The 17,829-nt window shown below is 64.8% G+C and carries 23 protein-coding genes; 9 read left to right on the forward strand and 14 right to left on the reverse strand.

Translation table 11 applies throughout. From position 1 onward, the window contains the following. The first annotated feature begins 50 nt into the window (after positions 1 to 50). On the forward strand, positions 51 to 551 hold the full coding sequence (locus RLDS_RS42740; RefSeq protein WP_021226561.1) for a MarR family winged helix-turn-helix transcriptional regulator: 501 nt from the start codon (positions 51 to 53) through the stop codon (positions 549 to 551). 31 nt (positions 552 to 582) lie between these two features. Here the strand turns inward: RLDS_RS42740 and RLDS_RS42745 are convergent, their stop codons facing one another. Next, positions 583 to 1,071 carry a DUF421 domain-containing protein gene (locus RLDS_RS42745; RefSeq protein ID WP_021226562.1) on the reverse strand — a complete coding sequence of 163 codons (489 nt, stop codon included), beginning with the start codon at positions 1,069 to 1,071 and terminating at the stop codon, positions 583 to 585. Further along, positions 1,071 to 1,619: a hypothetical protein gene (locus RLDS_RS42750; protein ID WP_152528061.1), complete on the reverse strand. Its 549-nt coding sequence runs from the start codon at positions 1,617 to 1,619 to the stop codon at positions 1,071 to 1,073. The genes RLDS_RS42745 and RLDS_RS42750 overlap by 1 nt, the downstream gene beginning before the upstream one ends. 236 nt (positions 1,620 to 1,855) lie before the next feature. Between RLDS_RS42750 and RLDS_RS42755 the strand changes: the two genes are divergently transcribed. Further along, the gene (locus tag RLDS_RS42755) at positions 1,856 to 2,410 is read left to right on the forward strand and encodes a glycoside hydrolase family 108 protein (protein WP_021226564.1); all 555 of its coding nucleotides are present in this window, start codon (positions 1,856 to 1,858) and stop codon (positions 2,408 to 2,410) included. Next, complete coding sequence (locus RLDS_RS42760; protein WP_021226565.1) at positions 2,407 to 2,673, forward strand: 3TM-type holin; 267 nt, start codon at positions 2,407 to 2,409, stop codon at positions 2,671 to 2,673. Before RLDS_RS42755 ends, RLDS_RS42760 begins: the two co-directional genes overlap by 4 nt. A gap of 419 nt (positions 2,674 to 3,092) precedes the next feature. Here the strand turns inward: RLDS_RS42760 and RLDS_RS42765 are convergent, their stop codons facing one another. The 10 genes from RLDS_RS42765 to coxB form a co-directional block, all read right to left on the reverse strand. Then, positions 3,093 to 3,680: a hypothetical protein gene (locus tag RLDS_RS42765; protein ID WP_021226566.1), complete on the reverse strand. Its 588-nt coding sequence runs from the start codon at positions 3,678 to 3,680 to the stop codon at positions 3,093 to 3,095. 59 nt (positions 3,681 to 3,739) lie between these two features. After that, a complete protein-coding gene (locus RLDS_RS42770) occupies positions 3,740 to 4,609 on the reverse strand; it encodes a class I SAM-dependent methyltransferase (RefSeq protein WP_021226567.1) in 870 nt (289 codons plus the stop codon). Further along, positions 4,606 to 6,021, reverse strand: a complete 1,416-nt coding sequence (gene thrC, locus RLDS_RS42775; protein ID WP_021226568.1) for a threonine synthase — start codon at positions 6,019 to 6,021, stop codon at positions 4,606 to 4,608. The genes RLDS_RS42770 and thrC overlap by 4 nt, the downstream gene beginning before the upstream one ends. A gap of 44 nt (positions 6,022 to 6,065) precedes the next feature. Continuing rightward, the gene (locus tag RLDS_RS42780; RefSeq protein ID WP_031298343.1) at positions 6,066 to 6,716 is read right to left on the reverse strand and encodes an SURF1 family protein; all 651 of its coding nucleotides are present in this window, start codon (positions 6,714 to 6,716) and stop codon (positions 6,066 to 6,068) included. Between the two features lie 94 nt (positions 6,717 to 6,810). Next, positions 6,811 to 7,641, reverse strand: coding sequence for a cytochrome c oxidase subunit 3 (locus RLDS_RS42785; RefSeq protein WP_021226570.1), 831 nt, complete (start codon positions 7,639 to 7,641; stop codon positions 6,811 to 6,813). A gap of 35 nt (positions 7,642 to 7,676) precedes the next feature. Continuing rightward, positions 7,677 to 8,252, reverse strand: coding sequence for a cytochrome c oxidase assembly protein (locus tag RLDS_RS42790; protein ID WP_021226571.1), 576 nt, complete (start codon positions 8,250 to 8,252; stop codon positions 7,677 to 7,679). After that, positions 8,252 to 8,389, reverse strand: a complete 138-nt coding sequence (locus RLDS_RS56525; RefSeq protein ID WP_009822907.1) for a hypothetical protein — start codon at positions 8,387 to 8,389, stop codon at positions 8,252 to 8,254. The genes RLDS_RS42790 and RLDS_RS56525 overlap by 1 nt, the downstream gene beginning before the upstream one ends. Further along, complete coding sequence (locus RLDS_RS42795; protein WP_021226572.1) at positions 8,386 to 9,306, reverse strand: heme o synthase; 921 nt, start codon at positions 9,304 to 9,306, stop codon at positions 8,386 to 8,388. The genes RLDS_RS56525 and RLDS_RS42795 overlap by 4 nt, the downstream gene beginning before the upstream one ends. Positions 9,307 to 9,405: 99 nt before the next feature. Continuing rightward, positions 9,406 to 11,076 carry a cytochrome c oxidase subunit I gene (ctaD, locus tag RLDS_RS42800; protein ID WP_009822909.1) on the reverse strand — a complete coding sequence of 557 codons (1,671 nt, stop codon included), beginning with the start codon at positions 11,074 to 11,076 and terminating at the stop codon, positions 9,406 to 9,408. Positions 11,077 to 11,089: 13 nt separating this feature from the next. After that, positions 11,090 to 12,157 carry a cytochrome c oxidase subunit II gene (gene coxB / locus RLDS_RS42805; RefSeq protein ID WP_021226573.1) on the reverse strand — a complete coding sequence of 356 codons (1,068 nt, stop codon included), beginning with the start codon at positions 12,155 to 12,157 and terminating at the stop codon, positions 11,090 to 11,092. 283 nt (positions 12,158 to 12,440) lie between these two features. Between coxB and pyrE the strand changes: the two genes are divergently transcribed. From pyrE to RLDS_RS42835, 6 genes are all read left to right on the forward strand, one after another. Beyond that, the gene (gene pyrE, locus RLDS_RS42810; protein WP_021226574.1) at positions 12,441 to 13,022 is read left to right on the forward strand and encodes an orotate phosphoribosyltransferase; all 582 of its coding nucleotides are present in this window, start codon (positions 12,441 to 12,443) and stop codon (positions 13,020 to 13,022) included. Between the two features lie 4 nt (positions 13,023 to 13,026). Then, positions 13,027 to 13,755, forward strand: coding sequence for a pyridoxine 5'-phosphate synthase (locus RLDS_RS42815; RefSeq protein ID WP_021226575.1), 729 nt, complete (start codon positions 13,027 to 13,029; stop codon positions 13,753 to 13,755). Between the two features lie 142 nt (positions 13,756 to 13,897). After that, positions 13,898 to 14,299 carry a holo-ACP synthase gene (gene acpS / locus RLDS_RS42820; protein WP_021226576.1) on the forward strand — a complete coding sequence of 134 codons (402 nt, stop codon included), beginning with the start codon at positions 13,898 to 13,900 and terminating at the stop codon, positions 14,297 to 14,299. 35 nt (positions 14,300 to 14,334) lie between these two features. Further along, entirely contained in the window at positions 14,335 to 15,207 is an 873-nt protein-coding gene (gene lepB / locus RLDS_RS42825; protein WP_021226577.1) for a signal peptidase I, read from the forward strand. 21 nt (positions 15,208 to 15,228) lie between these two features. Beyond that, on the forward strand, positions 15,229 to 16,311 hold the full coding sequence (locus tag RLDS_RS42830; RefSeq protein ID WP_021226578.1) for an AI-2E family transporter: 1,083 nt from the start codon (positions 15,229 to 15,231) through the stop codon (positions 16,309 to 16,311). Positions 16,312 to 16,396: 85 nt separating this feature from the next. After that, entirely contained in the window at positions 16,397 to 16,726 is a 330-nt protein-coding gene (locus tag RLDS_RS42835) for a hypothetical protein (RefSeq protein ID WP_021226579.1), read from the forward strand. A gap of 56 nt (positions 16,727 to 16,782) precedes the next feature. Here the strand turns inward: RLDS_RS42835 and RLDS_RS42840 are convergent, their stop codons facing one another. Together RLDS_RS42840 and rpsU are read right to left on the reverse strand one after the other, a co-directional pair. Then, positions 16,783 to 17,343, reverse strand: a complete 561-nt coding sequence (locus RLDS_RS42840; protein ID WP_021226580.1) for an FKBP-type peptidyl-prolyl cis-trans isomerase — start codon at positions 17,341 to 17,343, stop codon at positions 16,783 to 16,785. Positions 17,344 to 17,424: 81 nt separating this feature from the next. Next, entirely contained in the window at positions 17,425 to 17,631 is a 207-nt protein-coding gene (rpsU, locus tag RLDS_RS42845; RefSeq protein ID WP_021226581.1) for a 30S ribosomal protein S21, read from the reverse strand. Positions 17,632 to 17,829: the final 198 nt, after the last annotated feature.

A 17,829-nucleotide genomic window follows, 5' to 3' on the forward strand; every position in this document is an offset into this window, starting at 1 on the left:
AGCGAAGACAATGTTGGTGGCCATGCTTTGGTTCCGCTATGGAGCCAAATATGCATGCTGATATCGCCACCCAGACCCTGCGCGCGCTCCGCCGTATCATGCGCGCTACCGAGATTGGCAGCCGCCAGCTGGCGGCGGCCACCGGCCTGACGCCATCGCAATTGCTGGTGCTGCGCGAGATTGATGCGCGCGATGCAGCGACGCCGGGCGCCATCGCCCATGCGCTGCATTTCAGCCAGGCGACGATCACCACGATCGTCGACCGGCTGGTCGCGCTTAACTATGTCCAGCGCCAGCGCAGCGAACGCGACAAGCGCCAGTCGCATTTGCGCATCCTGCCGGACGGGGTGGCGGCGCTGGCCAATGCGCCCGACCCGTTGCAGATGAAGTTCACCGATGGCTTCGGCAAATTGGAGCCCTGGGAACAGGCGATGATCCTGGCGTCCGTCGAGCGGTTGTCATCCTTGATGGGCGCGCAGGACATCGACGCCGCGCCGCTGCTGGACAGCGGACTGATCGACCGGTCAGAACCGGTATGGCAGGTCGATTGAAGCCGAACGAGCCGACGGCCGATGGCGGTGCTCATACCGGATCATCGTCATCTTCCTGCTTGCTGTCGGTGTCGCCGCCCCGTTCACGTCGGATGAAGCTGATCTTGCCATTGGGTTCCAATATGCCCCAGGCGACATCGCGCATATGCGCGATACCGGCCAACCGCATTTCGATTTCCAGTTCCGCGCCGGTGATCCGGTCACGGCGCATATTGGCCTGAACGATGACGCCGTTACGAATAAGCACGCGCGGCACGCCTTCGAGCACACGTTCGGCGCGGGGCGACAAATAGGTGAGCCAGCTCAAGGCCAGCGCCCAGAAGGCGATTGTGCCGATCGCCAGTGCCGCCCCGGTCACGCTGAAATCATTGTGCGTGACGCCCTGCTGCACCAGATCACCCATGACGATGAGGAGCACCAGTTCGAAGGGCGTCACCTGACTGAGTTCCCGCTTCCCCAGCAGCCGCAGCAACAGATACATGATGAAGAACATCGCGGTAGCGCGCAGGATGATGTCCATCAGGGAAGCACCTTCATCGTCACCGGCATGGAGACCAGCCTGCGCTCTCCATCCAGTATCGTGATATCGCCCCGGTTCCCGATCAGCAGCGACGGATTAATTTGCCCATCGACCTTGAACCGGAACGTGTCGCCTGCGTCGAGGCGGGCGAAGGTGAAGCGTTGCGCGCCGTCGCTATAGCTTTCCTCGCTGGCGGCCGGGATCATGGTGTTGATCGTCATCTGCCGCCATAGCGGGTCGGACATGGCAATGACGAGTTGAGCGACCGGCCGGCGCGCCCGCACTTCGACCAGCGTTTCGAAGAACATGCCATTACGAATTACGGTGGGCGCCTTGACGGTAAGTCTGGCATCGGCCGAGTCGATCCGCCGCGTCATGTCGGGCTTGCCGCCAAACAGACCCGCAAGGCCCGCGAGCAAAATCGCGCCAAGGAAAAGCGGCGGCAACGGGTTTGCAGCGCGGCTGCCGACAAAATTACGTGGGCTGATGCCGTCGGGAAATTCGCCGGCCGGCACGGAACGAGCCAGGGCTTCGGGGTCAGACGTCATATCGCGGTCGTCTTTCCGCAATGGGGACTTGGCCATGTTCGCCCAATGACCTGTACATCATTCCATCCCTTTCATGCCAATCAGCAGAAACCGAAGCGCACGCCTTCCGTTCCGGTGGGCTAATGCGCCATCCAGGCGGACAAATGAAGGACATGGAGCGTCAATCCAATTTCGGCTGTCCTACAGATAACCATATGGGATAAATGCTCCGCCTCATACCGAAGCAGGAGGCCCCCATGGACGTGCAGGATTTGATTGACGAGGTGATCGCGCGCGAAGGCGGCTATAGCGATCATCCCGCGGACCGGGGCGGCGCCACCAATATGGGTATCACGCAAGCGGTCGCGCGCGACAATGGCTATTTTGGTGCGATGCAGGCATTGCCGCGCGCCACGGCGGAAGCGCTGTATCGCCGCCTGTACTGGGAGCAGCCGGGCTATGCCTTCGTGGCGGAACTATCCTGGCCGGTGGCGGCCGAATTGTTCGACACCGCCGTCAATATGGGCCCGCCGACCGCAACGGGATTTTTGCAGCGCGCGCTCAATGCCCTTAATCGCAACCAGAAGGATTATCCCGACATCAAGGTCGATCGCCTTCTGGGCGGGCGCACGCTCGCCGTCCTGCGCGCGTTTCGGGCGCTGCGCGGGCCGTCGGGGGACATCGTGCTTTTGAAGGCGATGGAGGCGCTGCAAGGCGAACGCTATATCGCGCTCGCTGAAAGCCGGCCGGCCAATGAGGCGTTTCTGTATGGGTGGCTCGCCAACCGCATCGGTTCGGGCGCGCGATCATGAGCGATACAGGAGAGGCCCAGCCGGACATATGGACGCGGCGGGCGCGCCCGGCTTTTCTGTACGTCATCTATGCGCTGCTGCTCTGGTCCATTCCCATGGGGCTGATCGCGGGGATCAACCCGGACATGGCCGCCGCGATCACGGCGGGGATGCGCGCCTATCTCAACGCGCTGCCCGAACCGCTCTATGCGCTGTTTGGGACGGGGTATCTGGGCTACACCGCCGCGCGCGCCTGGGGGAAGGCCAGGGGTAGCGAGCGGTGAGGTCCAGCCCGTGAAAATGAGAGGGGCCGCCGGGCGACATAATCCCCGACGGCCCATCATTGACATGGTCAGCGGCCAGAAGCGCCGCCCAGTGGGAAATGGTGAATCGCGCTCTATCAGGGGAGGAGCGGCCTGTATGTCGGCCTACGCAAGGCTCCGGAATCACCCTGACATTGCCGACGCTTGCGCGTCGATCAGCGGCGCATTCCCCGAATGGACTTGACCGACCCCATTGCTGAACCATGAGACATCGGATCACCTCCTTTCGCTATGTTGAGCCCGTGTGGCCGCCGCAAAATCCTATCTGCATCCGTCCACAAGACGGAATGTGAATCAGACGAAGGCGATCTTCAAGCCTTGTATTATTCTTTTTTGGAATCATACTTGTGCGTCCGCGTCGGGGCGGCGCCGATCCCGCGTCAGGCGCGGCAATCCTCCACCACCCGCGCGATTTCCGCCCAGGCCGGCACGACCAGAGGCGCAAGGCCCGGCGCGTCGACGGCGATCTTGCCACGGCTATAGGCCATCTGGTCCAGCACGGCGTCGCTGGCCGCGCGCGCGGCGACCAGCGCCGGTTGCGCGCCGCCCTGCGCGGTGGCGGGCCAGCTGACCGCGCCATAGCTGGTGCGGATCACCATCGCGCCCTGCCCTGCGCCATAGCGCGTCAGGACGACGCGCTGGCTTGCCAGATCACAGCGGAGCGTCAGCAGCGGCTGGGCCGGCGGACCGAACCGCGCGATGCTGCCGCCCTGTTCGGCGCGATAGCTCCAATTGCCCGGCGTCAGCGGACGATCGGCCCAGGCGGTCGAGGCGGCAACCTGCGTTGCGGGCGCGGGCGCAGAGGCGGGCGTGGGTGAGGGGCTTGGCGCAGGAGCCGGCCGGGGCGCGGGCGCCGGGCGCGCGCGCGCGGCACGCGTCGGCGCTGGCGCAGAGGCGGGCGGGCCTACGCACGACGCGAGCAGCACCAGAAGGGACGAAGCGGTGGCAAAGGTCAGGGACAAACGCATGCCCTGCGTCATGCCGGACCGGGCGGGACGGCTCAACCCGAAAAGGACCGATGGAGCGATCAGCGCCGCCAGCGCGCCCAGATGGCGGTCGGCAGCAGCAGGCCGCGCTGTTCCTCGCGCACGGCCAGTTCGCCCGCTTCCACCGTGCCGGGCAGGTCGGCGAACGCCTGGCGCAACAATTCACCGATCGCCAGCGCCGACATGCGCACGGCATAGACGGTCAGGAATAGGAAACGGCTGTCGGCGTCCAGCAGGGCGCGGCAATTGGCGATGAGCGCGGGCAGATCCTCCTCCAGCCGCCATATCTCGCCATCAGGGCCACGGCCATATTTGGGCGGGTCGAGCAGGATGCCGTCATAGCGGCGGCCGCGCCGGACTTCGCGGGCGACGAACTTGGCCGCGTCCTCGACGATCCAGCGGACCGGCCGATCCTCCATCCCCGACAGCGCGGCATTGGCGCGCGCCTGCGCCACCGATTTCTTCGAGGCATCGACATGCACCATCCGCGCGCCGCCGGCCGACAGGGCCAGCGTGCCGACGCCGGTATAGCCGAACAGGTTCATGACCTCGGCATCGGGCTTGTCGGCGATCGCGCCGCGCAGATCATCCCACACCGGCGCCATGTCGGGGAAGAAACCCAGATGGCGAAAGGGCGTGCAGCTCGACTGGAACGTCACCTCGTTCCAGTGCAGCGGCCAGCCATCGGCCGGCACCGGCTGCTCATAATACCAGCGGCCGCCGCCATCCTCATCCGATCCGGGAATGAATTCGCCGTCCGCCCGCCAGTCGTCGCTGGCGGGCTGCCACATCGCCTGCGGTTCGGGGCGGATGAAGCGGAAACGGCCATAGCGTTCGAGCTTGCGGCCGTTGCCCGAATCGATCAGGCCATAGTCCGACCAGGGCTCGCCGATGAGGGTCGTGAGGTTCAAGCCGGACCGGCTCCGTGCCGCGGCGTCGCGCGTTCGGCGACATAGGCGGTGATCGCCTCGAACGTCGCGGGCAGGCGATCATAGCGTTCCTCCCGCGCGAACAGGTCGCCCACGCGCGCGGGCAGCGGCGGACGCAGGCCGGTCGCCCGTTCCACCGCATCGGGAAATTTGGCGGCATGGGCGGTCGCCAGCGTCACCACAGGTATGTCGGGGGCCAGGTCCGCGTCCCGCGCGGCGGCAAGGCCGACCGCGCTGTGCGGGTCGATCACATGGCCCGCCGCGTCATAGGCCCAGCGCATCGCCATGGTCATGGCGTCGGCATCGATCCGCGCCGACGACAAGAGCCGCGCCGCGCCGTCGCGCTGCGCATTGGTAAGGCGCATGGCGCGGCTCGTTTCAAAGCCGCGCATCTGGTCAGCCAGCGCCGCACCATCGCGGCCGCCCGCGTCAAACAGCAGCCGCTCGAAATTGGAGCTGACCTGAATATCCATGCTGGGCGTGGCGGTGGGCACGACCTGGCCCTGGCTATAGTCGCCCTCCCCCAGCGCGCGATGCAGAATGTCGTTCACATTGGTTGCGACGATCAGCTTTGCGACCGGCAGGCCCATTTGCGCGGCGACATAGCCGGCAAAGACATCGCCGAAATTGCCGGTGGGGACGGAAAAGGCCACGGAGCGTTCGGGCGCGCCCAGCCGCACGGCGGCGTAGAAATAATAGACGATTTGCGCCATCAGCCGCGCCCAGTTGATGCTGTTCACCGCCGACAGGTTGAAGCGGCTCTTGAAATCCGCATCGTTGAACATCGCCTTCACCAGCGCCTGCGCATCGTCGAAGCTGCCGGAGATCGCGATATTATGGACGTTGGGCGCGCGCACCGTGGTCATTTGCCGACGCTGCACGTCGGACACGCGACCATCGGGATGGAGCATGAAGATATCGATCTTGGCCCGTCCTGCCACCGCGTCGATCGCCGCCGACCCGGTATCGCCCGAGGTCGCGCCGACGATGGTCAGATGATCGTCCCGGCGCGAGAGGAATCGTTCGAACAGATGGCCGAGCAATTGCAGCGCCACGTCCTTGAACGCGAGCGTGGGGCCGTGGAAGAGTTCCAGCATCCAGTGCCGGTGGTCCATCTGCACCAGCGGCGTCACCGCCTGATGGCTGAAGCGACCATAGGCGGCCGTGCACAGCTCCCGCAATTCGTCCTCGCCAAGCGACCCGGCGACGAACGGGGTCATCACCCGAACGGCGGTTTCGACATAGGAGAGGCCCGCCAGGGCGCGAATCTGATCGGCGGTGAAGGCCGGCCACTGCGTGGGCAGATAGAGGCCGCCGTCCGACGCCAGCCCGGCCAGCGTCACATCCTCAAATCCGAGCGCGGGCGCGCTCCCCCTGGTGCTCTGATATTGCATGATGGCTATGCGCGGTAGCGGCAGCGGGCGCGGGGAGCAAGCGTTTAGGCGGGCTTCCCGGTGCCGCGCCGGCGCAGGGCCAGTCCGTAGATCAGCATGGCGAGTGCCGCGAAGATGAACCACTGCACGGCATAGGCCAGATGATTGTTGGGAAGGTCGGCGGCGCTGGGCGGCGCGAGCGGCTTGAGACCGGCCGGGGCGAACCGGGCGATCAGCATCGGACGGAGCGGCGGTGCCTTCCCCCCGATGCGGGTCAGCAGCGCGCGATGGTCTGGCTCCTGGCTGATCCAGCCGGCAACCTGCCCGCCGGGCCAGTCCGGCCTCTGGTCCGGCTTTTGCCCGACACCGACCGCGACGAGGACACCCGGCCCCTCCGCACCGGTGGCGCACTCAGCAATATGGCGATAGCCGGTGCTGCCATCAGCGGCCCGGCCAGCCTCCACGCGCCAATCGACGACGCGCAGACAATGGACGGACGATGGCCGGAATAGTAGATCAGGCGCGACCGGCGGCAGCATGGGAAAGGCGACAGAAGGGCGCTGCGGATTGGCCTGCGCCAGAGCGATTGCGTCCCGCTTTTCCGCGCGGCGATCCAGTTGCCAGAGGCCCAGCCCGATCATCGTCAGAACGGCGAGGATGACCAGCAGCGTAGGCAGGATCGGGATTCGCATGGAAGGGTGAGACGGTCCGGTCATGCAGGATGCTTACCCAATAGCTGCCGATAGAGAAACGGCCGGCGTGTAAAGCGCCGGCCGTCGATCCCGATTATGATATCGTCCGTGTGCCGGTTCAGCCGCCGTGGACCGGTGCGCCCCAGCCGCCCCAGACATAGATGGCGACGAAGAGGAACAGCCAGACGACGTCGACAAAGTGCCAGTACCAGGCCGCCGCTTCGAAGCCGAAATGCTGGCGCGGGGTGAAATGCCCCTGATAGGCGCGGACCAGATTGACGATCAGGAAGATCGTGCCGACCAGGACGTGGAAACCATGGAAGCCGGTCGCCATGTAGAAGGCCGAGCTGTAGGGATTGCCACCGAAGCCGAAGGGCGCGTGCATATATTCATAGGCCTGGATGCTGCTGAACAGCGCGCCCAGGATGATGGTGCACCACAGGCCCTTGATCAGGCCGTCGCGGTCGCCATGGATCAGGCTGTGATGCGCCCAGGTGACGGTCGTGCCCGAACAGAGCAGGATGAGCGTGTTGAGCAAAGGCAGCTCAAACGCATTCATCACCTCGATATCCTTGGACGGGAACAGCCCGTCGATCGGCGGCAAGAGGCTAGGGAAAAGCGCAAAGTCGAAAAAGGCCCAGAACCAGCCGACGAAGAACATGACTTCGGACGCGATGAACAGGATCATGCCGTAGCGAAGATGCAGTTGCACCACCGGGGTATGATCGCCCGCATGCGCCTCGTTGATGACATTGCCCCACCAGCTGAACATGGTGAACAGCACGCCGGCAAGGCCGATCAGGAAGACCCAGCCGCCGCCCGGCCCCATGGCATCGGGATGCATCCACATGATCGCGCCCAGCGCCATGACCAGCGCCGACATCGAGCCGAAGAACGGCCAGATGCTGGGCGGAAGAATGTGGTAATCGTGATTCTTGGCGCCTGCCATGCGTATCTTCCCCGTTTCCTTTTCTATGCCGGACCTTAGCCCGCCTTTTGCCCCTGCTCAACAGGGTAGAAAGTGTAGCTCAGCGTAATCTCTTGCGTATCCTTATTGTCGGGATCCGCCAATATCTTGGGATCGACATAATAGAGCACCGGCATCCGCACTTCCTGCCCCGGCTGCAATGTCTGCTGCGTGAAGCAGAAACATTCGATCTTCGTGAAATAGGCGCCGGCCTGGGTCGGCGTGACGTTAAAGCTGGCGGTGCCGGTGACGGGCCGATCCGACATATTTCTGGCGACGAAAATGGCCATTGACTTGGCGCCCACGGTCACGGTCTGCGTCGGGCGTTCGGGATGGAATTGCCAGGGCATGCCGGGCTGAACATTCGAATCAAACCGGATCGAGAGCGTGTGGCCAGTCGCCTGCTGCACGTCCACGCCGGCGTCGGCGCGCTGCGTCGTGCCATTGAAGCCGGTCTGCTGGCAGAAGATGCGATAGAGCGGCACCGAGGCGAAGCCGAGGCCCAGCATGGCGAGGCCGACGCCGATCATGGCGATGAAGGTCCGCCGGTTGCGCCGGGCGCGATCAAAGGGCGAGGGCGGAAGCGTGGCCATCAGATCGCGTCGCTCGCGCCGATCTTCGCCAGCGTGATGGCAAAGAACAAAATGACGAGGAAGCCGAGTAGCAGGCCGGTCACGATCGACCGCGACTTTTGCCGGGCGCGCACCAGATCCTGCTCTTCGGGCGTCATGCCAGCAGCCAGCGGTCGACGACCACCGCTCCGAACAGGAGGAAGAGGTAGAGGATCGAATATTTGAACAGGCGCTTTTCCGGCTTCATGCGCGCAGGATCGCTTTCGCGCCGGCGATAGACCTGAAAGGCGAACAGCGCGAACAGCGCCGTGCCCAGCAGCGCCGTGGTGCCGTAGATGACGCCGGTGAGGTTCAGCAGAACGGGCGCGAGCGCCGCGACCGCCATGATGGCGGTGTAGAACCATATCTGCCGCCGGGTCGCGACTTCACCCGATACGACGGGCAGCATGGGGATGCCGGCGGCGGCATAATCGGTCTTCACAAATAAGGCGAGCGCCCAGAAATGGGGCGGCGTCCAGAAGAAGATCAGCATGAAAAGAGCGATAGGCAGCGCACTGACATCGCCGGTCACGGCCGCCCAGCCGATCACGGGCGGGAAGGCGCCGGCCGCGCCGCCAATGACGATATTCTGTGCCGTCCGGGGCTTGAGCCAGATGGTGTAGACGAAGACGTAGAAGAGGATCGACACGGACAGCACGGCGCTTGCCAGCCAGTTGGTCGCCATGCCCATCAGGATGACGGAGAAGAAGGAGAGGCCGACGCCAAAGTGCAGTGCCGACTGCCGGTCCATGCGGCCGGCGGGCAGCGGACGCGACGCGGTGCGCTTCATCTTGGCGTCGATGTCAGCTTCCCACCATTGATTGAGCGAGGCGGCCGCGCCCGCGCCGAGCGCGATGCAGAGGATGGCGGTGAAGGCCAGGACTGGGTGGAGATGGCCGGGCGCGGCCAGCAGACCGCACAGCCCCGTGAACACGACCAGCGTCATCACGCGCGGCTTCGTCAGCGCGACGAAGTCACGCCAATGAGCCGGCAGGACGGGCGCGTGAACCCCGGTCAATATAGGCGAACTGGCCATAATCTCCTCAAGCGATCAGCGCGCGCCTATACACCCGCACGCCGATGTCGCGCAAATGGACGGAAGGTCCCAGCCCCCCGTCCATTGCGGTGCCGTCCGTCAATCGACGACGGGCAGCGTTTCGAACTGGTGGAAGGGCGGCGGGCTGGTCAGCGTCCATTCCAGCGTCGTCGCGCCTTCGCCCCACGGATTGCCTTCCGCTTTCTTGCCGGCCGCAAGCGACCAGATCAGGTTGACGAAGAAGATCAGCATGCCCGCCGCCATGATTTCATAGCCATGGCTGGCGATGCCGTTCCAATAGGCAAAGGCTTCGGGATAATCGGGGTAGCGGCGCGGCATGCCCGACAGCCCCAGGAAATGCATGGGGAAGAACAACAGGTTCACGCCGGCGAAGAAGACCCAGAAATGGAGCTGGCCGAGGAACTCGTTATACATCTTGCCCGACATTTTCGGGAACCAGTAGTAGAAGCCGGCGAACAGGCCGAACACGGCGCCCAGCGAGAGCACATAGTGGAAGTGCGCCACGACATAATAGGTGTCGTGCAGCACGTCATCGACGCCGCCATTGGCGAGGACCACGCCGGTGACGCCGCCCACGGTGAAGAGGAAGATGAAGCCCAGCGCCCAGACCATCGGCGTCTTGAAGCTGATCGACCCTCCCCAGATGGTGGCGATCCACGAGAAGATCTTGATGCCGGTGGGCACCGCGATGACCATGGTGGCGGCGGTGAAATACATCTTTACATTCACCGACATGCCGGTGGTGAACATATGGTGCGCCCACACGACGAAGCCGACGACGCCGATCGCGACCATGGCATAGGCCATGCCGAGATAGCCGAACACCGGCTTGCGGCTGAAGGTCGAGACGATCTGGCTGATGATGCCGAAGCCCGGCAGGATCATGATGTAGACTTCGGGGTGGCCAAAGAACCAGAAGAGATGCTGGTAGAGTTCGGGATCGCCGCCACCCGCCGCATCGTAGAAAGTCGTGCCGAAATTGCGGTCCGTCAGCAGCATGGTGATCGCGGCGGCCAGGACCGGCAGCGCGAGCAGCAGCAGGAAGGCGGTGACCAGCACCGACCAGACGAACAGCGGCATCTTGTGCAGGGTCATGCCCGGCGCGCGCATGTTGAGGATGGTGGTGATGAAGTTGATCGCGCCCAGGATCGAGGACGCGCCCGCGATGTGGAGCGACAGGATCGCCATGTCGACCGCCGGCCCCGCCGAGCCGCTGGTCGAGAGCGGCGCATAGACCGTCCAGCCCGTGCCAGCGCCATTGCCGGTGCCGCCGGGGACGAAGGTCGATCCGAGCAGCAGCGCGAAGGCAGGGATGAGCAGCCAGAAGCTGATATTGTTCATCCGTGGGAAGGCCATGTCGGGTGCGCCGATCATGATCGGCACGAACCAGTTGCCAAAGCCGCCGATCATCGCGGGCATCACCATGAAGAAGACCATGATGAGGCCGTGCGCGGTGATGAGCACGTTCCACAGATGATAGGCCTGATCCAGCGTCGCCGACGGCCCGTCGCTGAAGCGCGCCCAGGTCTGGAGATACTGGATGCCCGGCTCCGCCAGTTCGGCGCGCATCAAGCCCGAAATCGCGCCGCCGATGATGCCGGCGATGATCGCGAAGATCAGATAAAGGGTGCCGATGTCCTTGTGGTTGGTGGACATGAACCAGCGCTGGAAGAAGGCTGGCTTGTGATCGGCGTCATGATCATGCCCATGGGCGTGATCGCCATGATGATCTGCGGTAATGGTGGTCATGGCCTTGCCCCTCTCAAAGCGTCGTCGTGCCGGCGTCGCTGGCCGGCGGTCCGGGCAGTGCGCTGCCCTGTTGCGGTCCCATCTGGCCGGCCGGAGCGGCGGTGCCGCCCTTCAACGTGCCGCCCTTCGAGAGGACCCACTGGTCGAACTGAGCCGGCGGCAGCGCCTCGATCGCGATCGGCATGAAGGCATGGCGCGCGCCGCACAGTTCGGAACATTGCCCATAATAGACGCCCGGCTTGTCGATGGTGAAGCTCTTTTCATTCAGGCGGCCGGGGACGGCGTCCATCTTCACCCAGAGCGAGGGCACGGCAAAGCTGTGAATGACGTCGGCGCCGGTGATGATCAGCTTGATCGGGCGGCCGACCGGCAGCACCAGGCGATTGTCGGGCGCCAGCAGATAGGGCTCGCCATTGGCCTTCGCCTTGTCTTCGGGCAGCATGTTCGACACGAATTCGGGAATGCCGGCGTCGGGATATTCATAGCCCCAATACCATTGATAGCCCGTCACCTTGACCGTGAGCGCATCCTTGGGCGCGGGGCGATACTGGTCGGCGAGCAGGCCGATCGAGGGCACCGCGATCGCCAGCAGGATGAGCACCGGAACCACCGTCCACACGACTTCGATCACGGTATTGTGCGATGTCTTGGACGGCACCGGATTGGCGGCGCGGCGATAGCGCCACATCACATAGAGCATCAGCACCAGCACGAAGATCGAGATGATGGTGATGATCGGCACCAGCATGACGTCGTGCAGCCAGCGGGCGGTCCTGCCGGTATCGGTAAACTGTTCCTGCAGCGTGATTTCGCCAGGACGCGGCATGCCAATGCCTTCGGTCGGCTTCATGCGCGGCGGGGCCGCCACCTTGGCCGCAGGGGCAGCCGCACTGACATTGGCGACATTGGCGTCGGCCGAATCGGCGGGCGCGCCGGGATCGGAGGATTTGGGATCGGCATCGACCGGCGTGGCGGCAACCGATGCGGCCGCTTCATTCTGCGCAAGCGCCTGGCCATTCATCGCCATCGCCGGCGCAAAGGCCAGCAGACCAGCGAGAATGAACGATTTCACCTTCATCATAGCGTCTTCGTACCCCTAACCCCTTGGCGCCGCTGCAACGAAAACGCATCCATTCTGCCGTCCTCGCCCGTTCGGTCTGAGGCGGCTTATAGGGATGCTTTCCCGCCGCCTCAAGCACAGATGGAGCAGATTTTCTTCGCTGTTGCAACGCATCCCCGGCCCGCCTATCTCGCTGCTTCGCGCACAGGGGCGCGGCATGGCGGCGCGCGGGCGCGCGGCGATGGGATGAAGGCGGCCCGGCCACCGAGAGGGAGCCGGCCGCGCGACAGGATTTGAATGCGACATGACTGACGAGGACGTATTGGCGGAATTCCGGGCGGCGGGCGCGCTGCTGGAGGGGCATTTCATTCTGTCGTCGGGTCGTCGCAGCGCCAATTATCTGCAATGCGCACGGGTGCTGATGAACGCCGAGCGCGCCGGCAAGCTGGCCCGCGCCACGGTGCAGAAACTGCCCCGCGAAGTGCGGCAGGAGATCGACCTGGTGGTGTCGCCGGCCATGGGCGGCCTCATCATCGGCCATGAAGTCGGCCGCGCGCTTGACCGGGACGCCATTTTCCTGGAACGGCCGGAAGGGACGTTCGAGCTGCGCCGGGGCTTTGCCATCACGCCGGGACAGAAGATATTGATGGTCGAGGATGTCGTGACCACCGGCCTGTCGTCACGCCAGGCGATCGAGGCGGTGGAGGCCGAGGGCGGCATCGTGATCGGGGAAGTGGCGCTGGTCGACCGGTCGGCGGGCGAGGTCGATCTGGGCGTGCCCTTCTACCCGCTCGTGTCGATCAATTTCCCGGTCTATGACGCAGACGCGCTGCCGCCCGAACTGGAGGCCATCCCCGCGACCAAGCCCGGCAGCCGGAAGCAATAGGCCCATGCCCATGCCGCTGCGCCTCGGGGTCAATATCGACCATGTCGCGACCATCCGCAACGCGCGGGGCGGGGCGCATCCCGATCCGGTGAAAGCCGCGCTGCTGGCCGTGAAGGCGGGCGCGGACGGCATCACCGCCCATCTGCGCGAGGACCGCCGTCACATCCGCGACGAGGATATCGCGATGCTGATGGCGGCGCTGGACGTGCCGCTGAACCTGGAGATGGCGGCGACGCAGGAAATGCTGGAGATCGCGCTGCGCCACAAGCCACACGCCGCCTGCATCGTTCCGGAAAAGCGCGAGGAGCGCACGACTGAGGGCGGGCTGGACGCGGCGGGACAATATGAGGCGCTGGCGCCGATCGTCGAGAAGCTGGGCGAGGCCGGTATTCGCGTAAGCCTGTTCATCGAGGCGGACGCCGCGCAGATCGACGCGGCCATTCGGCTTGGCGCGCCCGTGGTCGAGTTTCACACCGGCGCCTATGCCCATCTCGACGGAGCGGCGCGCGCGGGCGAACTGCGCCGCATCGCTGACGCCGCGGCGCTGGCCGCCAAGAACGGGATCGAGCCGCATGCCGGCCATGGCCTGACCTTCGACAATGTCGGCCCGGTCGCCGCCATCCCGCAAATCGCCGAACTCAATATCGGCCATTTCCTGATCGGTGAGGCGATTTTCGGCGGGCTGGAAGGCAGCATCCGCGAAATGCGGCGGCAGATGGATTTGGCGCGGTGATGGCAGAGCCAAATCCTCCCCTGCAAGGGGAGGGGGACCGTTCGCGAAGCGAATGGTGGAGGGGTATCCCGCTTCAGAGAGGGCGACACCCCTCCGTCAGCACTGCGTGCTGCCACCTCCCCTTCCAGGGGAGGATGTTCGCGTGATCATTGGTCTTGGTTCCGATCTCTGCAATATCGAACGGATCCAGAATTCGCTCGATCGCTTCGGAGATCGCTTCATCCAGCGGGTCTTCACGCCGGTGGAGCAGGCCAAGGCGGCGCGCCGTCCGCTGACCCGCGCGGGTACGCTCGCCAAGCGGTTCGCCGCCAAGGAAGCCTTTTCCAAGGCGGTGGGCACCGGGTTCAAGGCGGGCGTGTTCATGAAGGATATCGGTGTCGTCAACGCGCCGTCCGGCGCGCCGACTCTCGCGTTGGCCGGCGGCGCGCTCGCGCGGCTGGAATCGATGGTGCCGCCGGGCTATAGGCCGGTCATTCACCTGACGCTCACGGACGATCATCCATGGGCCCAGGCCTTCGTCATCATCGAGGCGCTGCCTTCGTGACCCTTCCCCCCGCCGACCGCCAAGAGACTTCGCCCATGCCGGCCATCGACACGCCCCAGGACAGCGCCACGCCCGCCGGGGAGCAGGAGAAGGACGGCGTCAACTGGTGGCATGAATTGCGCAGCATCACGCTGCTCATCCTGGCGGTGCTGGCATTTCATAGCTTCGTCGCCAAGCCTTTCTATATCCCGTCCGAATCGATGATGCCGGTGCTGCTGACCGGCGACCGGCTGGTGGTGAGCAAATTCCCCTATGGCTGGTCCTATGTCTCGCCCAGCTTCCACCCCCTGCCCTTCCTCAAAGGCCGGGTGCTGGGCCGCCTGCCCCAGCGCGGCGACATCGTCATCGTGTCGCCCCACAATCGGCGCGAGGATTATATCAAGCGGGTGATCGGCCTGCCCGGCGACATCATCGAGGTGCGGGGCGGCCAGGTGATCCTGAACGGCACGGCGGTGAAGCAGAAGGCGATGAAGCCGCTGCGCCTGCCGGTCGATGGCAACGCGCCCTGTTCGCCCGATCAGTTTCCCGGCGCGCGCGTGCGGGGCGCGGACGGTCGCGACTATTGCGAATTGCCGGTGCGGCAGGAAATCCTGCCCAATGGCAAGACCTATCTCACCATCGACATGGGGCCGAGCGCGCTCGATTGGTATGGCCCGGTGCGCGTGCCGGCCGACCATGTCTTCCTGATGGGGGACAATCGCGACAATAGCGCCGACAGCCGCGCGCCGTTGGCGGAAAATGGCCTGGGCGGGCCGGTGCCGTGGGAGGCGATCGGCGGTCGGGCCGAATTCATCACCTTCAGCCTGGACGGCAATGCCAGCTGGAATCCGATCAGCTGGTTCCATGCCTTCCGCAGCGGACGGGCGGGGAACAGCCTGCGTCCACGGAGCGTTGCTGCCCCTGATTGACGACCAAAGGGGCACGGGGTTTTGAGCGAGACGCACAGGCATGTCGAGGAACCCGGCCCCAGCGAAGTCCGCAGCCCGCTCGTCCAGCAGGAACTGAAACGCGCCGGCGTCTGGTTCGGGGTCGCGATCGCCATCGCCCTTGCCGCGTTGCTGGCCCAGCCGCTGATGCTGATCCTGGGCGCGATGGTGCTGGCCACGATGATGGACGGCGGATCGCGGCTGCTGGGTCGGGTCCTGCCGATCGGCCGGGGATGGCGCCTCGCCATCGTCCTGTTGAGCGCCGTCGCATTCCTGGCGTGGACCTTCTACCTGACGGGGTCCAGCCTGGCCGCACAGGCGCAGGCGATGCGCACCATCGTCGAGGCGCAGGTTACGCGCATCGGCGGCTGGATGCAGCAATTGGGCATCACCGCCACGCCCAGCGATTTAAAAGGCCTGGCCCAGCAGGCGATGAGTTCCATGGGGCGCGTCACGGCAGCGCTCGGCACGGCCGTCGGCGCGATCACCGGCGGGGCGATGATGCTGGTGCTGGCGATCTTCCTGGCGACCGAACCCAAACTCTATGAACGCGGCGTCGCCTGGATGCTGCCGATGGACAAGCGCGCGCAATTCTACACCATCGCCGACAAGATGGGCTGGACATTGCGCCGGCTGATGTTCGGGCGGATCATCGGCATGTCGGTCGAAGGCGTGGGCACCTGGCTGCTGCTGTGGGTGTTCGGCGTGCCGATGGCGGGGCTGCTTGGCATCCTCACAGGCCTGCTCGCCTTCCTGCCCAATATCGGGGCGATCATATCGGGCGTGCTGATCGTGCTGGTGGGGTTTTCCGGCGGCGTGGATACTGGCCTCTATGCCGTGGGCGTCTATCTGGTCGTGCAGATTGTCGACGGCTATCTGATCGTGCCGATGGTCGCCAAGCGCGCGGTCGACCTGGCGCCGGCGCTGGTGCTGGCGGCGCAGATTCTGTTCGGCGCGCTGTTCGGCATCATCGGCCTGTTCTTGGCCGACCCGATCGTCGCGATGATCAAGGTCTATCTGGAGGAACGATCCAAGGCGAACAGGCAGCATGGCGACCAAGCGTCGCTCAAGCCCGCCGGCCCATGATTCCCGCATCCTGACCCAGCGGAACATACAGGCTTTCCGTCGCTTGCTTTCCGCGTAAGATAGAAGAGACTGAAAGGAGCGGATCATGAAGATGGACCTGGACAAGCAGAAGAAGCTGCATTTCGATCTCACCAATGTGGGATTGCGCGCGCAGGCGACCGCGGCGGGATTGCTACAGCTCTGTCTTGAACTGCGCGAATCGGGTATTTTGGACGAACCGGCGATCGACCGGATCAAGAACGCCATCGCCTGCGATATCGAAATATCCGCACCACGCTCCGTCGCCTGCCCCGAATATCGCCGCGATGTGCGCGAGCGGCTCGACAAGCTGTTTGCCGGACAGGCCAAGGTCGGCGATGCTGGTGCACTTGCCTTTGGCGAGACGCCCGAAACCATCTGCGGCGACAACGGATAAGACAAAAAAGGGGCCGAAAGGCGGCCCCTTTTTCATCAACGCACTGGCTGCGCGCCTTATTGCCCGGGCTGCGGCGCCGCGCCCTGTTGCTGCATCATCTGCTGCTGCAGCTGCATCAATTCCGCCTTTGACTTGAAGTCATGCAGGGTGACGTCGAAGACCAGCACCGAGCCGCCGGGAATCGGGCCATTATCTTCGGCCCCGTAACCCAGCTCCGACGGTATCCAGAGGCGATACTTGCCGCCCTTCTTCATCTTTTGCAGGCCTTCGGAGAAACCCGGCACGACGCCATCGACCGGCATCGGCGCCTGCGGATTTTCATCGAACACCGTGCCGTCCAGCAACGCGCCCTTATAACCGACCAGCGCGACGTCGCTGCTGGTCGGGCTGGGGCCGGTGCCTTCTTCCAGCACCTTATACTGGAGGCCCGATTCCGTCGTCACCACGCCGGCCTCATGCGAATTCTGCGCCAGGAAGGCGGCGGGCGACGGCGCCACGCCCTGCTGCCCCGCCCAGGCAAGCCCGCCGGCCGCCAGCGCGACGATGGCAACGCCGATCCAGAGCCGGGTCAGCGACCCCTTGGCGATGGGACGAAGGGGAACAGCCGTCGTGGACATGGGCCTAAGCTCGCTAAAATCAGGGCAGGAAAGTCGTAAGCCAACGCGGCGGCAGCACGCCGCCCGCGTCAGGACAGCGTCTTAACGGACGCCGTCGCGCTCGGCGCGCTTGCGCTCCATCTTGCGCGCGCGGCGAACGGCGGCCGCCTTTTCACGGGCGCGCTTTTCCGACGGCTTTTCATAGTGACGGCGCAGCTTCATTTCGCGATACACGCCCTCGCGCTGCAGCTTCTTCTTGAGCGCGCGAAGAGCCTGGTCGACATTATTGTCGCGAACGATGATCTGCATAAGTCCGTCAATCTCCAATCAAAAACGGGCGGGTCGCCGGGACGTTTCTGTCCTTCCCGACGGCTCGACCGAATAGCAAAGCCAGTGAGTCGTCGCAGGTCGCCCTGCGCCATGTGGGCGGCGCCCTACCAGCAGAGTCGCGCAAACTCAAGCCTAAAGGCCATGATCTCGACATTTGCGCCGGGCCAGCCGATAGTG

It is taken from the genome of Sphingobium lactosutens DS20 (genome assembly GCF_000445105.1).
Lineage (GTDB): Bacteria > Pseudomonadota > Alphaproteobacteria > Sphingomonadales > Sphingomonadaceae > Sphingobium > Sphingobium lactosutens.

Bases quoted from the DNA above. Each gene is read 5' to 3' on its own strand.
- RLDS_RS42835 (WP_021226579.1), top strand. From the start codon at position 16,397: ATGAAGATGGACCTGGACAAGCAGAAGAAGCTGCATTTCGATCTCACC.
- RLDS_RS42780 (WP_031298343.1), bottom strand. From the start codon at position 6,716: ATGACCGGACCGTCTCACCCTTCCATGCGAATCCCGATCCTGCCTACG.
- RLDS_RS56525 (WP_009822907.1), bottom strand. From the start codon at position 8,389: ATGACGCCCGAAGAGCAGGATCTGGTGCGCGCCCGGCAAAAGTCGCGG.
- RLDS_RS42790 (WP_021226571.1), bottom strand. From the start codon at position 8,252: ATGGCCACGCTTCCGCCCTCGCCCTTTGATCGCGCCCGGCGCAACCGG.
- RLDS_RS42755 (WP_021226564.1), top strand. From the start codon at position 1,856: ATGGACGTGCAGGATTTGATTGACGAGGTGATCGCGCGCGAAGGCGGC.
- RLDS_RS42740 (WP_021226561.1), top strand. From the start codon at position 51: ATGCATGCTGATATCGCCACCCAGACCCTGCGCGCGCTCCGCCGTATC.
- pyrE (WP_021226574.1), top strand. From the start codon at position 12,441: ATGACTGACGAGGACGTATTGGCGGAATTCCGGGCGGCGGGCGCGCTG.
- RLDS_RS42785 (WP_021226570.1), bottom strand. From the start codon at position 7,641: ATGGCAGGCGCCAAGAATCACGATTACCACATTCTTCCGCCCAGCATC.
- RLDS_RS42765 (WP_021226566.1), bottom strand. From the start codon at position 3,680: ATGCGTTTGTCCCTGACCTTTGCCACCGCTTCGTCCCTTCTGGTGCTG.
- RLDS_RS42750 (WP_152528061.1), bottom strand. From the start codon at position 1,619: ATGACGTCTGACCCCGAAGCCCTGGCTCGTTCCGTGCCGGCCGGCGAA.
- rpsU (WP_021226581.1), bottom strand. From the start codon at position 17,631: ATGCAGATCATCGTTCGCGACAATAATGTCGACCAGGCTCTTCGCGCG.
- RLDS_RS42815 (WP_021226575.1), top strand. From the start codon at position 13,027: ATGCCCATGCCGCTGCGCCTCGGGGTCAATATCGACCATGTCGCGACC.
- RLDS_RS42760 (WP_021226565.1), top strand. From the start codon at position 2,407: ATGAGCGATACAGGAGAGGCCCAGCCGGACATATGGACGCGGCGGGCG.
- RLDS_RS42840 (WP_021226580.1), bottom strand. From the start codon at position 17,343: ATGTCCACGACGGCTGTTCCCCTTCGTCCCATCGCCAAGGGGTCGCTG.
- coxB (WP_021226573.1), bottom strand. From the start codon at position 12,157: ATGATGAAGGTGAAATCGTTCATTCTCGCTGGTCTGCTGGCCTTTGCG.
- ctaD (WP_009822909.1), bottom strand. From the start codon at position 11,076: ATGACCACCATTACCGCAGATCATCATGGCGATCACGCCCATGGGCAT.
- RLDS_RS42745 (WP_021226562.1), bottom strand. From the start codon at position 1,071: ATGGACATCATCCTGCGCGCTACCGCGATGTTCTTCATCATGTATCTG.
- RLDS_RS42795 (WP_021226572.1), bottom strand. From the start codon at position 9,306: ATGGCCAGTTCGCCTATATTGACCGGGGTTCACGCGCCCGTCCTGCCG.
- lepB (WP_021226577.1), top strand. From the start codon at position 14,335: ATGCCGGCCATCGACACGCCCCAGGACAGCGCCACGCCCGCCGGGGAG.
- thrC (WP_021226568.1), bottom strand. From the start codon at position 6,021: ATGCAATATCAGAGCACCAGGGGGAGCGCGCCCGCGCTCGGATTTGAG.